The organism is Endozoicomonas gorgoniicola (assembly GCF_025562715.2).
GTDB classification, from domain to species: Bacteria; Pseudomonadota; Gammaproteobacteria; order Pseudomonadales; family Endozoicomonadaceae; genus Endozoicomonas_A; species Endozoicomonas_A gorgoniicola.
Map to the genome: position 1 here is coordinate 2,919,655 of NZ_JAPFCC010000001.1, position 19,720 is coordinate 2,939,374.

28 protein-coding genes and 1 tRNA gene are annotated in these 19,720 nt (G+C 48.3%); 7 read left to right on the forward strand and 22 right to left on the reverse strand.

Annotation, left to right across the window (positions count from 1 at the left end):
* Positions 1-71: 71 nt before the first annotated feature.
* The 5 genes from NX722_RS13365 to NX722_RS13385 form a co-directional block, all read right to left on the reverse strand.
* Entirely contained in the window at positions 72-728 is a 657-nt protein-coding gene (locus NX722_RS13365; RefSeq protein ID WP_262568415.1) for a methionine ABC transporter permease, read from the reverse strand.
* Positions 718-1,749: a methionine ABC transporter ATP-binding protein gene (locus NX722_RS13370; RefSeq protein WP_262568416.1), complete on the reverse strand. Its 1,032-nt coding sequence runs from the start codon at positions 1,747-1,749 to the stop codon at positions 718-720. Before NX722_RS13370 ends, NX722_RS13365 begins: the two co-directional genes overlap by 11 nt.
* Positions 1,750-2,039: 290 nt before the next feature.
* Positions 2,040-2,759, reverse strand: a complete 720-nt coding sequence (locus NX722_RS13375) for a sulfite exporter TauE/SafE family protein (RefSeq protein WP_262568417.1) — start codon at positions 2,757-2,759, stop codon at positions 2,040-2,042.
* 219 nt (positions 2,760-2,978) lie between these two features.
* Positions 2,979-3,560, reverse strand: a complete 582-nt coding sequence (locus NX722_RS13380) for a thymidine kinase (RefSeq protein WP_262568418.1) — start codon at positions 3,558-3,560, stop codon at positions 2,979-2,981.
* A gap of 11 nt (positions 3,561-3,571) precedes the next feature.
* A complete protein-coding gene (locus tag NX722_RS13385) occupies positions 3,572-3,736 on the reverse strand; it encodes a hypothetical protein (protein ID WP_262568419.1) in 165 nt (54 codons plus the stop codon).
* Positions 3,737-3,891: 155 nt separating this feature from the next.
* On the opposite strand from NX722_RS13385, the gene NX722_RS13390 reads away from it, so the two are divergent.
* Positions 3,892-4,755, forward strand: a complete 864-nt coding sequence (locus tag NX722_RS13390) for a CvfB family protein (RefSeq protein WP_262568420.1) — start codon at positions 3,892-3,894, stop codon at positions 4,753-4,755.
* A 7-nt stretch (positions 4,756-4,762) separates the two neighbouring features.
* On the opposite strand, the gene idi is transcribed toward NX722_RS13390, so the two are convergent.
* On the reverse strand, positions 4,763-5,464 hold the full coding sequence (gene idi / locus NX722_RS13395) for an isopentenyl-diphosphate delta-isomerase (RefSeq protein ID WP_262568421.1): 702 nt from the start codon (positions 5,462-5,464) through the stop codon (positions 4,763-4,765).
* A 351-nt stretch (positions 5,465-5,815) separates the two neighbouring features.
* Between idi and hpaR the strand changes: the two genes are divergently transcribed.
* Entirely contained in the window at positions 5,816-6,238 is a 423-nt protein-coding gene (gene hpaR, locus NX722_RS13400) for a homoprotocatechuate degradation operon regulator HpaR (RefSeq protein WP_262568422.1), read from the forward strand.
* 22 nt (positions 6,239-6,260) lie between these two features.
* On the opposite strand, the gene NX722_RS13405 is transcribed toward hpaR, so the two are convergent.
* Positions 6,261-6,350 carry a DOPA 4,5-dioxygenase family protein gene (locus NX722_RS13405; RefSeq protein ID WP_262568423.1) on the reverse strand — a complete coding sequence of 30 codons (90 nt, stop codon included), beginning with the start codon at positions 6,348-6,350 and terminating at the stop codon, positions 6,261-6,263.
* A gap of 190 nt (positions 6,351-6,540) precedes the next feature.
* Here NX722_RS13405 and NX722_RS13410 point away from each other — a divergent pair, with 190 nt between their 5' ends.
* Positions 6,541-7,008 (forward strand): YhcH/YjgK/YiaL family protein, encoded by a 468-nt coding sequence (locus NX722_RS13410; RefSeq protein WP_262568424.1) that lies wholly within the window; start codon positions 6,541-6,543, stop codon positions 7,006-7,008.
* A gap of 69 nt (positions 7,009-7,077) precedes the next feature.
* Here the strand turns inward: NX722_RS13410 and NX722_RS13415 are convergent, their stop codons facing one another.
* The 3 genes from NX722_RS13415 to NX722_RS13425 all read right to left on the reverse strand — a co-directional run bounded on the left by NX722_RS13415 (position 7,078) and on the right by NX722_RS13425 (position 8,550).
* Entirely contained in the window at positions 7,078-7,845 is a 768-nt protein-coding gene (locus tag NX722_RS13415) for a hypothetical protein (protein WP_262568425.1), read from the reverse strand.
* A gap of 326 nt (positions 7,846-8,171) precedes the next feature.
* Positions 8,172-8,248: transfer RNA gene (locus NX722_RS13420), tRNA-Arg, on the reverse strand.
* A 110-nt stretch (positions 8,249-8,358) separates the two neighbouring features.
* Entirely contained in the window at positions 8,359-8,550 is a 192-nt protein-coding gene (locus NX722_RS13425; RefSeq protein ID WP_262568426.1) for a flagellar biosynthesis anti-sigma factor FlgM, read from the reverse strand.
* Between the two features lie 323 nt (positions 8,551-8,873).
* On the opposite strand from NX722_RS13425, the gene NX722_RS13430 reads away from it, so the two are divergent.
* From NX722_RS13430 to NX722_RS13440, 3 genes are all read left to right on the forward strand, one after another.
* The gene (locus tag NX722_RS13430; protein WP_262568427.1) at positions 8,874-9,599 is read left to right on the forward strand and encodes an MlaA family lipoprotein; all 726 of its coding nucleotides are present in this window, start codon (positions 8,874-8,876) and stop codon (positions 9,597-9,599) included.
* Positions 9,600-9,871: 272 nt separating this feature from the next.
* Entirely contained in the window at positions 9,872-11,050 is a 1,179-nt protein-coding gene (locus NX722_RS13435) for a response regulator (RefSeq protein WP_262568428.1), read from the forward strand.
* The gene (locus NX722_RS13440) at positions 11,051-11,611 is read left to right on the forward strand and encodes an STAS domain-containing protein (RefSeq protein ID WP_262568429.1); all 561 of its coding nucleotides are present in this window, start codon (positions 11,051-11,053) and stop codon (positions 11,609-11,611) included. It abuts the gene before it with no gap.
* On the opposite strand, the gene dusA is transcribed toward NX722_RS13440, so the two are convergent.
* Entirely contained in the window at positions 11,600-12,682 is a 1,083-nt protein-coding gene (gene dusA, locus NX722_RS13445) for a tRNA dihydrouridine(20/20a) synthase DusA (protein ID WP_262568430.1), read from the reverse strand. The genes NX722_RS13440 and dusA overlap by 12 nt on opposite strands.
* An 89-nt stretch (positions 12,683-12,771) precedes the next feature.
* Between dusA and NX722_RS13450 the strand changes: the two genes are divergently transcribed.
* Complete coding sequence (locus NX722_RS13450) at positions 12,772-13,824, forward strand: tyrosine-type recombinase/integrase (protein WP_262568431.1); 1,053 nt, start codon at positions 12,772-12,774, stop codon at positions 13,822-13,824.
* 10 nt (positions 13,825-13,834) lie between these two features.
* On the opposite strand, the gene NX722_RS13455 is transcribed toward NX722_RS13450, so the two are convergent.
* The 11 genes from NX722_RS13455 to NX722_RS13505 form a co-directional block, all read right to left on the reverse strand.
* Positions 13,835-14,089 (reverse strand): pyocin activator PrtN family protein, encoded by a 255-nt coding sequence (locus tag NX722_RS13455; protein WP_262568432.1) that lies wholly within the window; start codon positions 14,087-14,089, stop codon positions 13,835-13,837.
* 68 nt (positions 14,090-14,157) lie between these two features.
* Positions 14,158-14,424, reverse strand: a complete 267-nt coding sequence (locus NX722_RS13460; RefSeq protein ID WP_262568433.1) for a hypothetical protein — start codon at positions 14,422-14,424, stop codon at positions 14,158-14,160.
* Positions 14,424-14,603 (reverse strand): hypothetical protein, encoded by a 180-nt coding sequence (locus NX722_RS13465; protein ID WP_262568434.1) that lies wholly within the window; start codon positions 14,601-14,603, stop codon positions 14,424-14,426. The genes NX722_RS13460 and NX722_RS13465 overlap by 1 nt, the downstream gene beginning before the upstream one ends.
* Positions 14,604-14,720: 117 nt before the next feature.
* Positions 14,721-14,954: a hypothetical protein gene (locus NX722_RS13470; protein ID WP_262568435.1), complete on the reverse strand. Its 234-nt coding sequence runs from the start codon at positions 14,952-14,954 to the stop codon at positions 14,721-14,723.
* A 69-nt stretch (positions 14,955-15,023) separates the two neighbouring features.
* A complete protein-coding gene (locus tag NX722_RS13475) occupies positions 15,024-15,440 on the reverse strand; it encodes a hypothetical protein (RefSeq protein WP_262568436.1) in 417 nt (138 codons plus the stop codon).
* An 83-nt stretch (positions 15,441-15,523) separates the two neighbouring features.
* Entirely contained in the window at positions 15,524-15,916 is a 393-nt protein-coding gene (locus NX722_RS13480) for a hypothetical protein (RefSeq protein ID WP_262568437.1), read from the reverse strand.
* Positions 15,917-15,960: 44 nt separating this feature from the next.
* The gene (locus tag NX722_RS13485; protein WP_262568438.1) at positions 15,961-16,233 is read right to left on the reverse strand and encodes a hypothetical protein; all 273 of its coding nucleotides are present in this window, start codon (positions 16,231-16,233) and stop codon (positions 15,961-15,963) included.
* A gap of 4 nt (positions 16,234-16,237) precedes the next feature.
* Complete coding sequence (locus NX722_RS13490) at positions 16,238-16,531, reverse strand: hypothetical protein (protein ID WP_262568439.1); 294 nt, start codon at positions 16,529-16,531, stop codon at positions 16,238-16,240.
* Positions 16,531-16,725: a hypothetical protein gene (locus NX722_RS13495; RefSeq protein ID WP_262568440.1), complete on the reverse strand. Its 195-nt coding sequence runs from the start codon at positions 16,723-16,725 to the stop codon at positions 16,531-16,533. Before NX722_RS13495 ends, NX722_RS13490 begins: the two co-directional genes overlap by 1 nt.
* Complete coding sequence (locus NX722_RS13500; protein ID WP_262568441.1) at positions 16,725-19,508, reverse strand: toprim domain-containing protein; 2,784 nt, start codon at positions 19,506-19,508, stop codon at positions 16,725-16,727. The genes NX722_RS13495 and NX722_RS13500 overlap by 1 nt, the downstream gene beginning before the upstream one ends.
* Positions 19,495-19,695, reverse strand: a complete 201-nt coding sequence (locus NX722_RS13505; protein WP_262568442.1) for a hypothetical protein — start codon at positions 19,693-19,695, stop codon at positions 19,495-19,497. The genes NX722_RS13500 and NX722_RS13505 overlap by 14 nt, the downstream gene beginning before the upstream one ends.
* Positions 19,696-19,720: the final 25 nt, after the last annotated feature.

Consider the following 19,720-nt stretch of genomic DNA (forward strand, 5'->3'; position numbering starts at 1 on the left):
TAGTTAATGATTTATTTTTAATGACTTCTATCTGGTCAATGACTTCTATCTGGTCAATGACTTCTATCTGGTCAATGACTTCTGTCAAAATACGCCTGCAACCTGTCGCCTGCGGATTGTACCAATTGCACCAGTACGATCAACACGACAACCGTCGCCAGCATAATCACGCCGTCGAAACGCTGATAACCATAACGGATACCCAGATCGCCCAGGCCTCCACCGCCAATGGCTCCCGCCATGGCGGAATATCCAACCAGCGTCACCAGGGTAATGGTCATGCCGTTAATCAGCCCCGGACGAGCCTCTGGCAGCAGCACACGACTAATAATCTGCAAAGGGGTTGCCCCCATAGCCTGAGCGGCTTCAATCAGGCCACCCGGTACTTCATTGATGGCACCTTCAGCAATTCTTGCGACAAAAGGAATGGCAGACAGCGTCAGCGGCACAATAGCAGCCGTGGTGCCAATGGATGTCCCCACCAGCATTCTGGTCAGCGGGATAATAGCCACCATCAGAATAATAAACGGCACAGAACGTGTAGCATTAACCACCGCTCCCAGCACCCTGTTAATCGCCGGGCTCGCCATAAAGCGCCCGGGCCTGGTGATGTATAACAGCACACCCAGCGGTATACCAAAAACAAAACTCATCAAACCGGACAGGCCGGTCATGTAGAGTGTTTCCCACAGCGAACGGGCCAGCAATGCCCAGGAATCAGCCGACATAACCTACCACCTCTACTTGTACGTTTTCGTTCAGAAAGTCCAGCGAAGCATCAACAGACGCCTCATCACCGATCACTTCCACCATCAGAAAACCCATTACCTTGTCATGCACGGTTTCAATGTCCGCCTGCAAAATGACAAAGTCGGTATCATATTTTCTTGCCGCCTGAGTAATCAACGGCTCAACCACCCGCTGCCCAACAAAGGTGATTCGAATAACCGGGTTGGCACCTGGCGTTTTCTCCTGCTGAAAACGACTTTCCACTTCCGCTACCGGCTTTTCATGAATGGCACTACGAACAAAATCACGAGCCAGCTCGGTTTGTGGATTCAGGAAAAACTGCTCGACGTCGTTTTCTTCAACCAAACGACCATGGCTTAAAATCGCCACACGATCACAGACACTCTTCACCACATCCATTTCGTGGGTAATGATCAGTACGGTAATCTTCAGCTGACGGTTAATATCTTTCAGCAGCGCCAGAATAGAGGCTGTTGTCTGTGGATCGAGTGCCGACGTTGCCTCATCACACAACAACACTTTCGGTTTGCTGGCCAGGGCACGGGCAATAGCAACCCGCTGTTTCTGCCCACCTGATAACTGAGACGGATAACTATCGCGCTTATCGGACAACCCGGTCAATTCGAGTAAAGGCAGTACAGCTTCTTCAATCGTCTGACGACTGGCACCTGCCAACTCAAGAGGCAGTGCAATATTGTCAAAGACGGTGCGACTGGACAGCAGATTAAAGTGCTGAAAGATCATACCAATATTGCGACGGGCATCGCGCAACTGCTTATGATTCAGCTGCATCAAATCCTGCCCATCAACCACTACCTGACCCGATGTAGGCCGCTCCAGGAGGTTAACGCAGCGTATCAGCGTACTTTTACCGGCACCACTGGAGCCGATCACGCCATAAATGGAACCTTCAGGCACTGACAGGTTAATGCCATCCACGGCTTTAACCTCTTTATTGCCAGCCTTGAAGACTTTGTTAAGGTTTTTCAGTTCTATCATTGTTGCTCCTGCCTTTACCAGGGTCAGGCTTTTGTTCAGAACTGCTTCGGCAGATCATTCATAGTAAGGCTTGGCTGGAGCTACCCGTAAACGGCAGCCCCCCGACTGGGGGCAGGATATCGGGACAAAAAAAAACCACTCTGTGCTAAACAGAGTGGTTTTTCATAAAATCTTTCGATAAACCCTTCTTTTAGCGGTATTTTTATTGCGCCCGCAAGCCAAGACAAATCAGCGCATGTGCGCAAATTACACAATTTCGGAGGAAGATGTCAACTGCAATTCACTTACATTCAAATAGCGGCAACCATTGCGCCAATACCCGCAATAGAACACAACACCAGCAACGCCTTACGAATCATAGCCTGATCTACGTGAGGCACCAGCTTTCTGGCCACCAGATTACCTGCCAGCACACAGGGAACAAACAGTAAACCGTATTTCAGCTGCAACCAGCCAAACTGACCACTGTAGGTCAGGATCGATAGAGAAATGACCGCACTGACAACAAAGTAAACCGACAGATTGGCCCGAATGCGCTCACCACTCTGGTTCTGCATCAACAGGGCTATGGGAGGGCCACCAATCGAAGAGGTCGTTCCCATAATGCCCGACAGAAGCCCGGCAGAAAACAGGGTTTTGTTATTTGCATGAATCTTGTACGGGCTGAGACTCGCCAGTACCGCAAACAGCACAGAACCACCCATCAACAGCCCCATACTGCGCTGGGAAATCATTGTCAGTAACACGCCCCCCAACAGTGATCCGGGAATACGTCCCATTAAGGCAGACTTAAGATCATTCAGCTTCACGGCATGGAGACTGCGCTTCGCCGTCAAGCTGCCAATCAACATGCCCATCAGGATAACGGAACCCGGTACCAGCTCAGGCGTTACCAGATAAAGAATGGGAGCCGCAACAATGGCCAGACCAAAGCCAATGGTTCCCTGAACCAGGGCACCAAAGAAAATCGCAACAAAAGCCGTTATTAATTCAAGTACCGTAAAATCCATTTAACCAGATTCTATCAATAGAAAAATGGGTATTTTATACCGTTATAAATCAGGAATCTGCTGCGGATTATGCGATAAATAAAATCAATTTATTTACTGTTCTAAGGGAAGTGGCACTCAATAACATACCAGCGCCTCCGTCATTCCCGCGAAGGCGGGAATCTACCACGGTAGTGGATCCCCGCCTTCGCGGGGATGACGATGGGATATTTTTATCTGCTACTTCCCTAAAATCTCTTTGTAGTGTTTTCTACACACCGACAGATAAGTATCGTTCCCCCCAATCTGCACCTGTGAGCCTGAACTCACCGGACGACCATCGACGTCCAGACGAAGCTGCATAGTGGCCTTTTTTTCACATTTCTTACAGATGCTCTTGATCTCACACAGTTCATCGGCAATGGCCAGCAGCACTTTGCTGCCCGGAAAGGCTTCACCAAACGCATCGGTGCGCAAGCCAAAACACAACACCGGTATACCCAGCTGGTCAACCACATCAGACAGTTCCCAGACCTGATGTTCACTGAGAAACTGTGCCTCGTCAATCATCACACAGGTTAAACGAGATTCGTCGTGTTCGGTGCGAATCTGCTGCATCAGGTTTTCATTGCCGGAGATGCTCACTGCCTCTTTCTGCAAACCGATGCGAGAGGTTATTTTGCCTACCCCGAAACGGTCGTCAATCATAGGCGTCAGCAGAAGTACGCGCTTACCCGCCGATTCATAATTATGAGCCGCCTGCAAGAGATAAGTGCTTTTGCCGGAGTCCATGGAGGAATAGTAGAAATACAGTGAAGCCATTTCGATCACCATCAGAAAGATGGCGTGATCATAACCTGAGCGGTAGCCGGAATCAGTCCGTGGATATGCGAATGCCGTAGCTCATATTCACTGGCGCCCACGGTCACAACACCATCAGCAATTTTGTACTCATTAACGTTTTCACGCTGCAATGGCTTATCGAACGAACTGATCAACAGTGCAACACTATACGATCCGGAACGTCGGCCTTTTGCCAGCCATATTGCTAAGACTGAGGAATTCGTTCTATTACAGCTTCAGTAGCAATATCCATTTGCTCTCCCTGTGTTCAGGTTTATACTCTGCGCCATTTTTACTCAGGACTGCACTTATGACTGAACAGTTTGTTAAAATTGGACGCCGGAACCGCCTGAAAGTGGTTGATAAGGTCGGGTTCGGGGTATTTCTGGACGGTAAGCAGTTCGACGAAATTCTGCTACCCAAACGATTTGTGCCGGAAGGCTGCTCGGTGGGTGATGAAGTCGATGTCTTTATCTATCTGGATTCTGATGACTGCCTGATCGCTACGACTGAAACCCCATTCGCACAGATCGGCGAATTTGCCAGCCTGACCGTCAAACAGGTTAACCCCGTGGGTGCATTTCTCGACTGGAACCTGGGCAAAGACCTGTTATGCCCTTATCCGGAGCAGAAAAGCCGGATGGAAGCCGGTAAATCCTATGTGGTGTACCTGTACCAGGATGACCAGACCCGTCGCATTGTCGCTTCCAGCAAGATCAACCGTTTTCTGAACCAGCAAAAACCTGCCTACAAGAACGGTCAGCCTGTCTCTTTGCTGATCAGTGATCGTACCGATCTGGGATTTATGGCTATTATCAACAATCGCCACCAGGGATTGATTTTTGATAATGAAGTGCAGGAGTCCGGTAAAACCCTCCAGATTGGCAACCGTCTGGATGGCTTCATTAAACGGGTCAGAGATGACGGTAAAATTGATTTAAGCCTGAAAAAACCAGGTTTTGACAAAGGTGTAATGTCTGACCTGGGTCAGGCTATTCTCGACAAACTAAACGCCAACAACGGTTTTCTGCCAGTCAATGACAAAACCGACCCGGCAATCATTCGTAAACAATTTGGAGCCAGTAAGCGTACCTTTAAGATGGCTCTGGGTGGTTTATACAAACAGCGCCTGATCATTATTGAAGACAAAGGCATCCGTAAAACGGAAGCTTAACCCCGGATCAAGCCCTGAGAATGCGCCTGTCAGCCAGGCGCTTCAAGGCATCCTGATCTTCGATGTGAGGCCACCAGCCCGGCAACAGTTGTTCAGCAATAACTCTGAACCAAGGGGCAATCAGAACCTCTTTATCCTTCAGCAGGTCTGACAGCTCACCACTGGACACCCACTGAACAGACGCCACCTCATTCGGATTCAGAGCCAGTGTGACATTGGCTCTGGCAATAAGGATATAGTCCATTTCCTCTTCCACCCAGCCAACGCCCGATTCTGCCCGGTAATGCAGGCGGGTCATGGCGGTAAAATCATCTTCTGCCAGTTCGCCTGCAATACCCATCTCCTGAGCCAGTTTGCGAATCGCTGCGCGCTTAACCCCGGCACTGTCAGTCGTCTCCAGTTCATCTTCAGTATAAAGAGGGTGAGAACAACAGGTATTGGCCCAATAGCCGGGAAAGGTGATCTTTTCTGCCGAACGCTTCTGAATCAGCAGCTCTCCCACCGTATTGAACAACAACACACTGAACGCCCTGTGCAATACGCCAGCCCCCGTATGAGCGTGATATTTAGACACTCTGCCTGTCACTTCATCATCCGCAGTCACGCCGATCAGGGTTTCTCCCATCAGGTCAGCCTGTTGCTGATTATCACAGTGGCTGTCAAGGTAGGTCTTCAGAGCATTTTCCTGATCAGGAAAAGATACAGGCATATAGAGGCGGCTCCTTTGGTTCAAAGAGAATGAGTACCCAATAAGCCATAAATATTCGATTCCATTTGATCGGGTACTTAAACACATAAAAAGTAGTCAATTTTTGGCGATAACAGCACAGCTTTTGCCATAGGGGCAAACAACTGCCACAGCGGTTTAGTCAGCCCGGAAGGTTGCAGAGAATATCTGAATGTCTGACTGTTTTCCAAACTCCTCAATCTGCTTCACGTCCGAACATTAACAAAAAATAGTCAATATGTCGTAAAAAAAAGCTCATTTTTTAACCAGGAACTTGATTATACTCTCTAACATGAACACAATCGTCTCCCTCCAAATAAAGCAGTATTACCCATGCGTAAATACGAGACCTCTTTACCCCTGAAATTACTGAAAGCTCGTGAAGCTGCGATGAGTTTTTTCCGCCCGATACTTCAGGAACACTCCATTACTGAACAACAGTGGCGGGTTTTGCGGGTACTGAATGACCATGAGGAAATGGAAACCAAGCAGCTGGCTGAAACCTGCTGCATTCTCAGCCCCAGCCTGACGGGTATTATCCAGCGTCTGGAGCAGCAGGAATACGTTCATCGTCGTAAGTCTCCCGACGATCATCGCCGCACCCTGATCAGTGCCAGCGAAAAAGCCCGCAGCCTGCTGAAAGAAATGGCACCTGAAGTAGATGCCAGCTACCACAAACTGACCAGTAGCCTGTCAAAAGAAAAAATGGACATTCTGAACGAACTGCTCACAGACTTCAGCCAGATTAAGCCCTGATCAGGGGCTTAATCTGTCGACATTAAAGCTTTTCCAGGTTCAGTGCTTCCTGCTCTCCCAACCAGAACACATACTCAGTATGATCTTTCAGATCATCTCCGGTCGATTCCATAACGCTTCCTTCCCCCATTAAAGTTTGCTGTATTGTCACAGGTCAATTTTTTTTCTGGCCAACGCCATTATTTTAAAAGAACTGTGCACTCTTATCACTGAGTATAAAAGTACTGTCGTATAAAAATAATGATCAGGCAGGCTCAGGAAAATGTCGGATTCCTTTTTAATAACGCAATAATGAGAATGATATGATTACCGGTAATCTGAAAGACATCGACGACATCCACCAGTTTAACCCCATCATCAAAATGGCAATGAAAGACATCATAGCCAGAATGGATGACGCACTGACCGCCTGCAAGCGTTACGAAGTCATGGGTGAAGACCTGTACTGGTACTCAGACACCCACGAAGGCTGTGACTGCGAAGTAACGACGCCTGAATTCCATGACCAGTACGTTGATATTGAAGTCGTCCTGAAAGGCCGTGAAGTGATTGGCTATTCCGAAAGCAATCAATACGACAGTGTGGCTGATGACCATATTCTGGATCAGGATGTCGCCTATGTTGAAGGCATTAAAGATGAAAGGTACCTGTCTCTGGGCGAAGGTGACTTTGCCATTTTCTATCCGGGCGATATTCACCGCCCCTGCTACCGTAAGGACGATAAAAAGATTCAGAAAGCGGTAATCAAAATCAATAAGGCGCTACTGTAGCCGTACCAAAAAAACCAATCGAAAGCGAGTCGCAGATACTGATGTCGGCAAATCCCTGCCGGAGATCCACTAAGCGGGATCTCCGGAGACTGTCCCTACCAGACTCCAGTACTTGTTGATTGTCAGATATCTTGCGAGATCCCGGGGGACAGATTGCCTGGCGTTTATTGCCATGTAGATTAAGGATTTAGAAAGCCCCATAACTGCCTGATAAAGCGCTATTGGAAGATAAGTACAAATTGCTCCTGAAAACAGACTGCCGGGTCTGCTCAGTTCGGCAGGCGGCTCGGTTCTGTTATTTTTCCACAAACTATGGGCGTATGCCTGGGCATAGGCTGTAAATTCTGATGAGCCCAGAAATGATGGAGCGATAGAAAGTACGCTGTAGGAGCCGGGATTTACCACTTTATGGTGACTTTTAAAATGATAATCTTTATGAAATATCCATACATAACCCAATGAGGCTGCCTGAGCGGGAAGTAATTTTGACATTTTAGTATCTTCCTTATCTTCTATTGAGCTTTTGATTATCAGGCGGTAGACACTCCAGATTTTGTTATTCTCAGAATAGATAAGGTTTAAGCAGTGTCCTGTGGGTACTGTCATCTCAAAAATATAAGGACGATTATAGGTACCGCTGGCATCATCTTGCATGCTGGTTTCAGCGACCATGGCTACATGGGTTATTAGCTCTTCTGTTGGCTCTTTATCCTGTCTGTGCTGGATAAGAATATCTCCCTTCCTCAAATCGGTTATATGTAAGCTGGGATTCATTGCTATATCCTTAGGCGGGAACCTGACGTATAAAAAATAATTAGTTTCTGTCTTTATCTGCAACCGGAGGTTTAGCTATTAAGGGCAATGTGAATGCAAACAATTTATGCGAAAACCAGTAAGAAGTCAGTTAACCGCTTTTTCAGGATACTGTCCCTACCAGGCTCCAGTACTTATTGACTGTCAGGTATCTTGCCAGGTCCGGTGGGAGTGACTGTTGGGCGTTTAGCGCCATATAGATAAAGGATTTAGAAAGCCCCATCGCAGCCTGATAAAGGGCTATTGGCAGATAAGAGCAAATTTCTCCCGAAAATGAAAATAAAGATGAACACTGAAAAGCCATAGCCCATATACAGGAAAGGCTTCAAAACTGAAGCCTTTCCTGTATATGGCGCTCCCGACAGGATTCGAACCTGTGACCTGCCGCTTAGGAGGCGGCTGCGCTATCCAACTGTGCCACGGGAGCATAGAAAAGCCAGCGGGCTACTGTGTTGTTCCGGCTGGCTTGCTGCGTATTGTAACCAAATCTGTGCTGGTTTCAAATATTGTCTGCGCTATAAACTACGACTATCGGAATTATTTGCTGTCATTGTGATACAGGCGATCAAGTTCGCGTTCAAAACTCAGCATTTTCTGTGCAAGTTTCGCACTATCTACTACGAGCGTGCCATTGAGGTACGCTTCTCTGAGAGCCCTGACTCTCTCTTCTGAACTTCCGACTTCTACTACCTGAGTCGCTTTATACTCTGGCTGGACTTTATCTTCCATGATTCCTCCCGTGCCTGACGAATCATAAATAATGTCATAACCTGATCAAGGCTTCCAGTGAACTCTATCTCATTATTCGGCAAACGGTGTCGTAAATTGAAAATGAGTTCAGCAGTAGAATTCTCAGCTCACTTTTAGTAAATAACAACCGATAAAACCTGTAATCCAGCCTGGAAGACCATCTCTTGGGCAATATTTGTATTTTCCAGATACTTAGTGGGATACTGGTAGAGTTATAGCCTGCGCCCAAAGGACTAAGAGTCGGTACAAGCCAGGCAACCTAGACTACTTTAAGAAAAATAAAAGGACATGAGGACAGGACTGTGACTTTTATTTCTTGTTCTGATAAACGTTGTGTGATGTCGCGAATACTGCAATTGCTAACCGCAGTACTCCTGACTGGATTTATCTCAAGCTCCCATGCTGCTAAAGGCGTATCTTTCGATGATCCATGGGAAAATGTGAACCGTTCGGTTTTTGGGTTCAACGAATGGATTGATACCTATGCCCTGAAACCTGTGGCAAAAGGTTACGACACCATAACACCGAAGCCTGTTCAACAGCTGGTCAGCAACTTCTTTTCCAACCTTGGAGAAATCCGTAATGCCGCCAACTCCTTACTGCAACTGAAAGCAGGCGACACCCTGGCTGCTATTGGTCGCTTTGGCATTAACTCCACCATTGGCATGCTGGGAATACTTGACGTCGCCGGTCCCCTTGGGATTGAAAAGCGCTATCAGGATTTCGGCCTGACGCTGGCGCGCTGGGATGTTCCATCGGGTCCTTTTGTTGTAGTGCCACTGCTGGGGCCTAGAACGGTTCGTTCAGGGGTTGGCATTATCCCGGACAGCATGGTCAGCCCGAAACAAATGGTTGAGCCTCAGGGTGACCGTCTGTTTGTAAACGGTCTGGATCTCGTCAACACCCGGGCGGCCCTGCTCAGTTCTGAAGAACTGATTGTCGGCGACCGCTATTCTTTTATTCGTGATGCTTACCTGCAACGCCGTAACTATATTATCACGGGCGAATTACCTGATGATGACTTTTAAATTCCGGCCACCATGCCCTGTGGATCTTTAGAATGAGGTCCATGGTCTTTCTGATACCCAATACATATTCCAGACCTGAATAGACCAAACAGTGGTACTGCCACAATCCTGAGATTAATAGATCACATCCCTACACATTCGCTTGCAGCCACCACAGGTTGAGAGTATGTTTCAGATGTATCTGACAGCCGTGTTCCAAAGGTGGTTTAACAATCTATGCACAGGACTTTGCAAGACCGGTCTTCTTTTCCTCAACTGCTGTGGCAATTTTCATGAGCAAAGCTGGTAATACCATCCTTGTTATTGATGATGACACGATCGTCAGAGAAAGCATTGTTGCTTATCTTGAAGACAGTGGCTTCAATATTCTGCAGGCTGAAAATGGTGAGCAGGGACTTGCCGTCTACAATGAGTCCCAGCCCGACCTGATCCTCTGTGACCTCCGTATGCCCCGGATGGATGGGCTTGGGGTGTTACGCAATGTCAGGGAAATTTCACCTGAACTCCCCTTTATCGTTGTATCCGGCGCCGGGGTCATGGCCGACGTGGTGGAAGCCTTGCGCCTGGGAGCCAGTGATTACATCATCAAGCCGATAGTCGATCTGGAAGTGCTGGAATACGCCATCAACCGCGCTCTGGAAAATGCCCAGCTGGCGGTTGAAAACCGCCGTTATCGTGAAAGCCTTGAAGAAGCCATAAGAACACTTGAAGGCAATCTGCAACTCCTGAAGGAAGACCAGAAAGCTGGCCGTGAAGTTCAAATGCGCATGCTTCCCCAGAAGCCTCTTGAGTTTGCAGGCTACCGGGTCGACCACCACATTATCCCTTCACTCTACCTGAGTGGTGATTTCGTTGACTACTTTGCCCTGAACGACCACTGTTTTGCCTTTTACCTGGCGGATGTTTCCGGGCATGGCGCATCATCAGCCTTCGTCACAGTGCTGCTAAAGCACATGTCCATTAACCTGCTACAGGAATATCAGTCACACGGTGGAAAAGTCAGGGTCAAGCCATCCCACGTACTTAGTTATATCAACAAAAATCTGTTGAAAAGCGGACTGGGCAAACATGTTGCTGTATTTGGCGGCGTTGTCGATATCAGAAACCACAGCCTGACTTACGCCTTCGGCGGACATTACCCTCTGCCGATCATGCATGAACCGGATAAAACGTATTCGATTGAAGGGCGTGGACTGCCGGTAGGCCTGTTTGAAGACGCACGCTTTGAGGATGTGACGATCAGCTTGCCTGAGCAATTCACCTTAACTATCCTGTCAGACGGTATTCTTGAGGTACTCCCTCAGTCTTCTCTTGAAGAAAAAGAGCAATATTTGTTGTCTGTGATCAGGGATGGTGCCAATTCCGTACCTGCGCTCACGAAAAAGCTCGGGCTTGACGCCATGCGTGAAGCACCGGATGATATCGCTTTGCTAGTACTGGCTCGAAACTGAATGACTGCTGGAAAAATACAATTCGCAGAAAATGAAGGCACTTATGTGCTGAAATTCCTGGGTGAAATTCGCTTAACCCTGTGTTCCTCTCTGGAAAGCTTTCTGGACAACATGTTTAACGATCCGGATTTCAGTTCGGTCATCATAAATCTGTCTGAAACGTCAACGATTGACAGCACATCCCTTGGCATACTGGCAAAACTGTCCATTCAGGCCAAAAAACGTTTTAACCTTGTCCCCATCCTTATTTCCACCAAAGACGATATTACCCGGATTCTGCTCAGCATGGGGTTTGATTCCGTCTTTGTCCTTGTCCGGGAGTTCGATGAGCTGATTGAGCTACCGATGAACGACCTGCCCTGTGAAAGCAGTACAGAACCCGCCACTCAGGAACGGGTTCTGAATGCCCACAAAGTACTGATGTCGTTGAATGAAGATAACCGCAAAGCGTTCAGTAAACTGGTCGAGCAACTGGAAAAAGGTCAGACATCCCGCGACGAGGACGACGAGGGCGAGGACGACGACAAGGACGACGACAAGGACGATAATTCAGATAGCTGATCCTGCTGCCAGTGCAATCTGGCGCTCTTTCGCCTGCTCACGAATGGCTTCCACTTCGTCAACCGCAGCCAGAAGCACCTCAACCCCAGCCCCTTTCCGGTGCGCGTTCTCACTGATATAACGTCTGAACTTTCTGGCTCCGGGTTCGCCCTGGTACAACCCGAGCATGTGGCGGGTAATGTGGCTCAGATAAACGCCTTTACTCATCTGCTCTTCAATATAAGGCACCATCTGCTCAATCAGAACACGGCGCTCGGGCAATGGTTTACTGCTGCCATAGAGGCGATTGTCCACTTCTGCCATCAGGTAAGGATTGTGATATGCCTCCCGCCCCAGCATCACACCATCAACATGCAGCATGTGCTGTTCAATCTGATCGAAGCTGGCAATACCACCGTTAATGGTAATTTCCAGTTCAGGAAAGTCGCGCTTCAGCTGATAGACCACTTCCGGCTTCAGCGGTGGGATATCACGATTTTCTTTAGGAGACAGCCCTTCAAGAATGGCAATTCGGGCATGGGCAATAAATGTCTCACAACCAGCGTCTTTGACCGTACCGACAAAGTCCACCAGCTCTTCATAAGACTCCCTGCCATTAATCCCGATCCGGTGCTTAACCGTGACAGGAATATCCACTGCGTCCTTCATTGCTTTTACCGCGTCAGCCACCGTCTCAGGCTCTGCCATCAGGCAGGCACCAATTCGGCCATTCTGAACCCGGTCGCTGGGGCAACCAACGTTCAAATTGACTTCCTGATAACCGGCTGACTCAGCCATTTTGGCACACTGCGCCAGATGATCAGGGTCATGCCCACCCAGCTGCAGGGCCAGGGGGTATTCAGCAACTGAATGCTTCAGAAACCTCTCCCGGTCACCATAAACCAGCGCGCCGGATGTCACCATTTCAGTGTACAGAACCGCATGTTCTGAGAGCAGGCGATGGAAATAACGACAATGGCGGTCAGTCCAGTCCATCATAGGCGCAACGGAAAACCGGCGACACAGGGCTTTAGGGCTTTTTCCTTTTATATCAGTGGTTAAAGCTTGATCAGTATTTACTTTTTGCACCATCGTACGACCCTAATTTACCCTTAAAACTTGCTTCATTTGCTACATGTAGTAAATTTCCAATCTATTGCTACATGCCGTGAGAAGTATAGATGAGCATCCTAAAGAGAAAAACCAAAAGTGGGAAGTTGCGTTATACCGTACAAGTCAAAAAAATGATTAAGGGTGAAACGTACTCAGACAGTAAAACCTTCGGTTCATTAACCGCTGCTAAAGCATGGGAGCGCAAACGGGCTTCGGAGTTGGACGGGGCTGAAAATGTTTCATCTCTGGCAGAAGATGAAACCCTGAATATGACCGTTGGCGAGCTGGTCTCTGCCTATCTTAAAAAAGCCACTAAAATCGGACGCAGTAAGAATGCAGTTCTTAATTCCATGAAAGGCCACCCTTTTCTCAGCCGTATTAAGCTGAAGGATTTCAACCCCCAACACCTATACCAATATTGCCAGGGACGGCTTGCCGAATGCCAACCACAGACGATCTGGCAAGATATCTCATTCCTTCGTAGTGTATTCAAGCAAGCTCAGGTGGTGCTGTCGCTGAATATTGATGACCAAGTGTTTGTAAAGGCCATGCCGACCCTGAAAGAACACAACCTGATCAGCAAATCAAAGCAGCGTAGCCGTAAAGCCAGTGGGAATGAGCTTGAAAGAGTACTTGAGTACCTACGGAAACCAAATCCACAACGCAAAATACCCACTGCAGATATCATCGAGTTTGCCTATGAATCAGGTATGCGCCGCAGTGAAGTCTGCAATCTGAAATGGTCGGATCTTGTTGAAGAACGATCCATCATCAGAATCATGGAAAGAAAGGACCCCAGTAACAAACACACAAATGATCAGGATGTCCCCCTGACTCCGAGAGCATTAAAGATTATTTTGTCACAACCCAGAATCAATAATCGAATATTTCCTTATAAACCTGATTCAATCCGCGCAGCCTGGGACCGCACCTGCCAAAAGCTCGGAATTGAGGACCTTCGTTTTCATGACCTCCGTCGAACAGGGCTGACACGATTAATTGATGCAGGTCTGTCTGAATTTGAAGTCCGTCAGATTTCAGGGCACAAGGATGTAAAAATGCTTCAGCGGTATGTAAACATTAATCCAGATAAGGTAGCTGAAAAGCTAAAGGGGCTTTAAAAGCCCCAGTTTAATTAAGTTTCTCGTAATCATCTCTGGCGCTGGCAAACGTATCATCCAGATACTTTGCCAAATCCCTGATATGAACCAGGTAAGGCGCTCTGGTACTGGCATAGGCTCGTGATACCGGAAATGGCCAGTCCCCCTTATTGATGCTTTCACAGGCTTTTTTATAGGACAGGCCTGTTACCTCTTTACAGCAGTCCTCCAGCTTGATGACTGGAGATTTATATTTACCATACAGCATTAATTCTGTTGTTAGCATAATTACGTGACCGAACTTTTTACCTGCTGCCACAGGATTATTAGAAGGTGCTGACACACCACAAAGAGTTAAACTACAACTACCACCTCAACCGGATAAACCACCCCATCCCAGCACCGTTCCTTAACCACTCTGGCCAGATCCCGCCGGATCAACCCCTGGATAGTCCGGGTACCAAAGAACCAGGCGGGAATCGGGTAGCCGGTCACAAGGCTGGTACGGGTCTCAACCTCTGTCGCTGACCAGAAGCCGCCTTTGTACTTGATTAAACGCCCATGCTCTTTCAGACGGTTATAGGCTTTTTGCATTTCCGGGGAAAGTTTCTTGCTGGTCATTACAAGTCATCCCCTTTTACAGAAACACGATAAGCATTCGGTGCTTTAACTTTGGGGGCAGGCAGAACGGTAATTTTCCCACCCCTGGCGAGAAACGCCTTAACCTTTCTGTCGATTTGCTGCCGTTTATCTTCCTGGCAGGAAGGGCTTTTGCTGTGTTCAGTTTCATGCTGCCACATGACTGAATCTCCTTTTGTTATTGTGCCTGAGCTATTTGAGTATTAGGTGGATTTATCCGGATAACTCTGTATTTAACTGCAAATCCGGATGAGTACGTCTAATACGGGTTATATTCACTAGTCCTCATTAAATAACTCGAATGCGGCTTGCGGATCGTTTGAACTCAGTTCAGCAATATCTGGAGCTATAGCATTCATTGCATCCCATGCCCAAGCCCGATGCTTATTAGAGCATTCCGGGAAACGCTGTATGGATGTAAGTTCAGCCAAACATTTCTTTAGTCGATCATCGGTTAATTCAGGGACTTCGTTTTTAGGTACGTAAGCCACACCATCAATTAAAACTTCCATCAATATCTCCCGTGAATATACCAAGTCGTTCGTAAGGACGTGCCTTCGGCACGCCTCACAACTTCAGGGTTATCTGTAAATATCAGCTAATGAGAACACCATACCTTTACAGTACTTCTCTCCATCGGATACGATCTCAAAAGTTTCGTGCGGGATGTCGGTTTTGTATAGCCAAGTGTAATCATCTTCATCAAAAACAGCTTCAATGCTTTTAGCTTTAGGCTGGCGTGAAAAGAACTCTTTCAGCTCTTCATCGTCCTCAATGTTTTTACGTTCAGGCAACAAGCCTTTCTCATCAACGAAAGCAATACCACCCTCATAACAACCAAGCTCATCATAAATAGCACCGTCAAAATCCATCAGGTCATCTGAAGCACCATAAACAATCACAAGGCCAGCAACCTTGGCCTGTTCTTTTAATTCGGCACTTGGGCGAAGCGGGTATTCAGTACCGTTTAATTGTTGAGCCAGTTCTTTTGTATTCATTGTTTTCGCTCTTTAGTTTAGAGTTAATTTACAGATAACAAATCAATGCAACGGATTGTCTTTGGCAACCGATGATTGAAGGGTTATGTCGCTGAATCAGCATTGTATTTATCAATAACCTCTGATGCGTAAATATGCATTGCATTGACACCAGCTTCCTTCACATTCACTTCATACTGTTCGTTCTGCTCAACCCAAATATCAAGAATATTTGAGCAGTGATAAACTTCACCATCATCCCAGACAAGATCGCCAGGCTTTGAGTATCCCAGATAATCTTCGCCATAGCCTTCATTCTGTTCGTCGATATCTTCTTGAGTAACTACGTGAAAGCTGTCCAGTTTTGAGAAAAGTGCTTCAGCCATTTCAGCCGCTTCTTTTTCAAGCTTTTTATCAGTGTAAAAGAGTTCTTTTACTTCCTTTGAAACACACTCTTTGATCAGCTCTTTGAATCGTTCCTTGTTTACAAATGACATTCTGTTTCTCCAGTATTGTGCAATCGTGAACCTAAAAACAACGCTCATTTAACCACCAAATGAACCCCGCTTTCATGGCAATAACTAACAATCAGCGTTCGTTTACGAAAGCTCCCTTTTTTAGTAAACAATTCATGAGCCCAAACCCTGTTCGTATCTTCAGCCTGGCTACCTTCAGCACTGATTTCCAAATGACTTAAATAGCCTTTTGAACCGCACCAGCTAACAAAGAACTTATTGCCGGTTCTTCTATAAGCTTTGGTTACAAGCGCTGAAATCATGTGTACTGAATCAAGACAATTCAGCTGAAACTTCATTATTTCAATCATCGCTAATCTCAACCCCCAACTTCCCAGCCAACACATCCAGCCCTTCCAAATACTGGGTAGCGTCTTTCCTACTATCAACAAATGCATTCTGGATAGCTTCTTCAGGTGTTTTTCCACCCCCCTGAGCCAGCCCAGCCTTAAGAAGGCCACGGTGTATATTCAACACAGCCCGGAAGGGATAATGCTTGCATTCACTTTTCACTAACTCCCCAACCCGCTCACCATCAACAAAGATCCCATCTCTCACAATGGTTTTTTTCTCATATGGTCCAATCTCAAATTTCATCACTGATCACCTCTCCCGGTTTCTTCAATCAACTCAATCATCAACCCGATAAACACCAGCTTCTCCCGTTTCTCTCTGAACTGTTCCGGTGTCCGGGTTCTTGTTTTCTGCAACGCTTCCAGTTCCAGCTTCAGCTCCAGAAGCGTCGATTCATTGCTGACAACATCAGCCTGGTTAAATCCTCCTTTCATCATCAATACCCATTCTCCTGCACCTCCGGCACGCTCACGCTCAACCCGAACCGCTCCAGCTCCGTCAACGACAGGCCGAACAGATGGGTAGCCCGTTTGCTGCCAATGGTGCGCTCCTTGTCCCGGAACGGCTCCGGACAGACCCCCGCATCCTTCACCTGTCGTGCAAACACCGTGGCACTCTTCACCGGCATGGCGTCGAACTTTGCCCGCAGGCTGCTACTGGTGGAAAGGTGCTGCATGATATGGGTGAAACGAATGAACAACAGCGACTCGTCCGGATCATTGGGGTTACGCTCAAACTTGTAGGGAAACTTGAAATTGTTGGCGTCGATCTCGCCCAGAATGATCTCCATAATCCAGACCCAGGGCTCACGATCCGCACTACTTTCAGTAACGTGGGCATTCATGGTACCCAGCAGGTCAAGGGGAAAATCACCCTGGTTACTGGGCAATTCCAGAAACTCACACAACAACCGCCAGGCACAGTACAAAGCGGCATAATTGCCCACCATCCGGTTTGCGCCGTCGTCATCGCCACTGGCGGCACTCTTCTCCATCAGGAACAGACGGCACTTTTCGTACAGCCCCCGAACGTTTTTGCGCTCCAGGTTCGACAGCCATTTAACCCACTCCCGCACCGGGAAACGGGGCAGGTCTTCCGGCAACATATCGCCCTTGCGCCCGCTCAGGTCCGAACGGATCACCTTACCCAGCAAACTCTGAACCGGCACATCCTCGCCCGCCAGCAGCACCGGGGCGCATTGCACATACTCGGTCATATCCGTCCCCCGACGGGTAACGGTGAACTGGTAGCACTCCTGCAACATACCCACCGCCTTATCAATAATGTCCTGACGACGGGCTGACAGCTCCTCCCAGCCCACCGGGTGGCCGGTATGGGAAATAGATGTCAGAATCCGAAACTCTGTCTGCAAACTCTGACCACCAAACATGGTCATGCCTACAGTACGCTCCAGCCGTTTAACCAGGGTCGATTTACCGGCACCTTTATTACTCTGCAAAATGGAGTGAGGCCAGAAACCCAGAAACGCTTTCAGGTGCGCACCCAGCCCCCACACCAGTTGAATCAGCGCAGCGTTGTAATGAAAGGTTTTCTGGTACGCCTCCACCACCTGCCGACCATGAAACACTGGCCCCGAAGGAAAGCGCAGATTGTGGTAAGGGCATTGCTTGTCCGGCTCGGTGAAATAACAGTCCGGCCCTTCATTCATCACCGGGCGACCATTGCGCCAGGCCAGTCCGACAAAATTAATGGCATCCCTGGCACCAATATCCGTAGCCCGTTCCATAATGTTCAGCATTCGGGAAAATCGTGCCGGGGAATAAATAGGACCAAACTTTTTCCATTGTTCCGGGTTATGAAGCTGTTCATCCTGAAACACACGACGCTGTAATCGGTTGCCATGGCGCGGGGTCTGTACGGTTGCGGCAAAAATCGTATTGGGTTGGGCGTCTTTCTCACCACTCATGGTGGCGGTGGCACTTTGAATGGATACACGGCTCAGGCCAGCAATCCGAAAACCACACAGATCCTGATGGGTAATCTGGTCGTTGCCGTCTTCGTCCTTGCCGATTTTCAAGTGCTGGGTAAAGTCTTCCTTCACCCGAAATTTCCAGTACTCACTGTAATCATGGGCAGGCAGAAACAAGCGGGTTTTACCCAGGGAGCTGACCATATCCTTTTCAACCTTGCCGGGCAGACCAGGCACCAGCCAGGGCTCATGTTCTTCCAGGGCCGACCGAAGGTTATTTCTTCCCAGCTCCAGCCCGTAGTTCACCAGAAAATCATTCAGGTCATTCACGCCTTCCCACTTATTCCCCGTGATCTGATCCACAAACAGACAGGGCATATTCAGGGCAGTCAGCTTTTCATGCACTGCCCAGGCGGCTTTCGCCCCTGCACGGTAGCCAGTCTTTTTATCCGGCTCGTCATTATCAAAGGCGCAAATAATCCGCTTGCCTTCCAGCAGGCTCCAGTCCTTTTCATGGAGGTTACTGGCACCCATGGTGGCTAAACCCGCCCAGCCCTTTTCACCCAGAGCCGTACAGTGAACCGACAGGGCATTAATAGGCGACTCAACCAGCACAATCGTGTGGGCAGCTTTAATATGATGGTGGCTCAAACACCAGAAAGCGGGGCCTTTCTCGCCATGACAGTGGGTTTTCAAACCCCCGTTCAGCTCCTTGTCAAAATAACGGTATTCAACCGTCGTCACCCGCTTGCTGGAAAACTCCCGGCAGATAAACGCCACGGCGGGCCCACCATGAAACTTTTCACCGGGCTGTTTGCCGGTACTGGTGTAATCGGAATAACCAAGGGTTCGGGCAGATATCGCCTGTTTCACCACCTCCTCAGACAAACGACGCTCATCAACCAGGTAAGATATCGCCTCTTCCGGGCTGCCCAGCACCTGATCCGCCAGCCACTCAACACGGGTACGCTCTCTGGCCGGAGCATCGGGCTTGTCAAAAGGAATGTTGTACTCCTTGTGCAGCCAGCGGATCGCCTCGCCGGTATCCGTGGCATGATCGGTATAAATCACCAGGTCAATAATGCTGCCACCTTCATCCGTGGCATGATCCTTCCAGCGCAACTCACCCTTTTTGCGATAAACAGAAAAACTGGCGTTCTTGTCATCCCGAACCGGCGAATGATAAAGGGCTTCACGATTCCCGTTCATCTTGCCGTCACGCTTCATGCCCAGGTGTTCACACAGGTCATGCAGGTCAATGTGTTCCTTGAGCTGCTCAATACTGGCCATTGTCAGCGGCCTCCGGGGTAGAGACTTCCACGACTACCTCTGCACCGAACTGGTCTTTCAACGACTGAAAGCCAATATCCGTCAGCAGGTTCGCCAGTGGCGGGTTGGTTTCCTGAATCCTGCGCCAGACACGCTGTTTCTGTTCACGATTCAGACGGGACAGGTTGATTTTTTTCTTGTTAGCCATGGTCGTCGATCCTGACTGGTTCAAT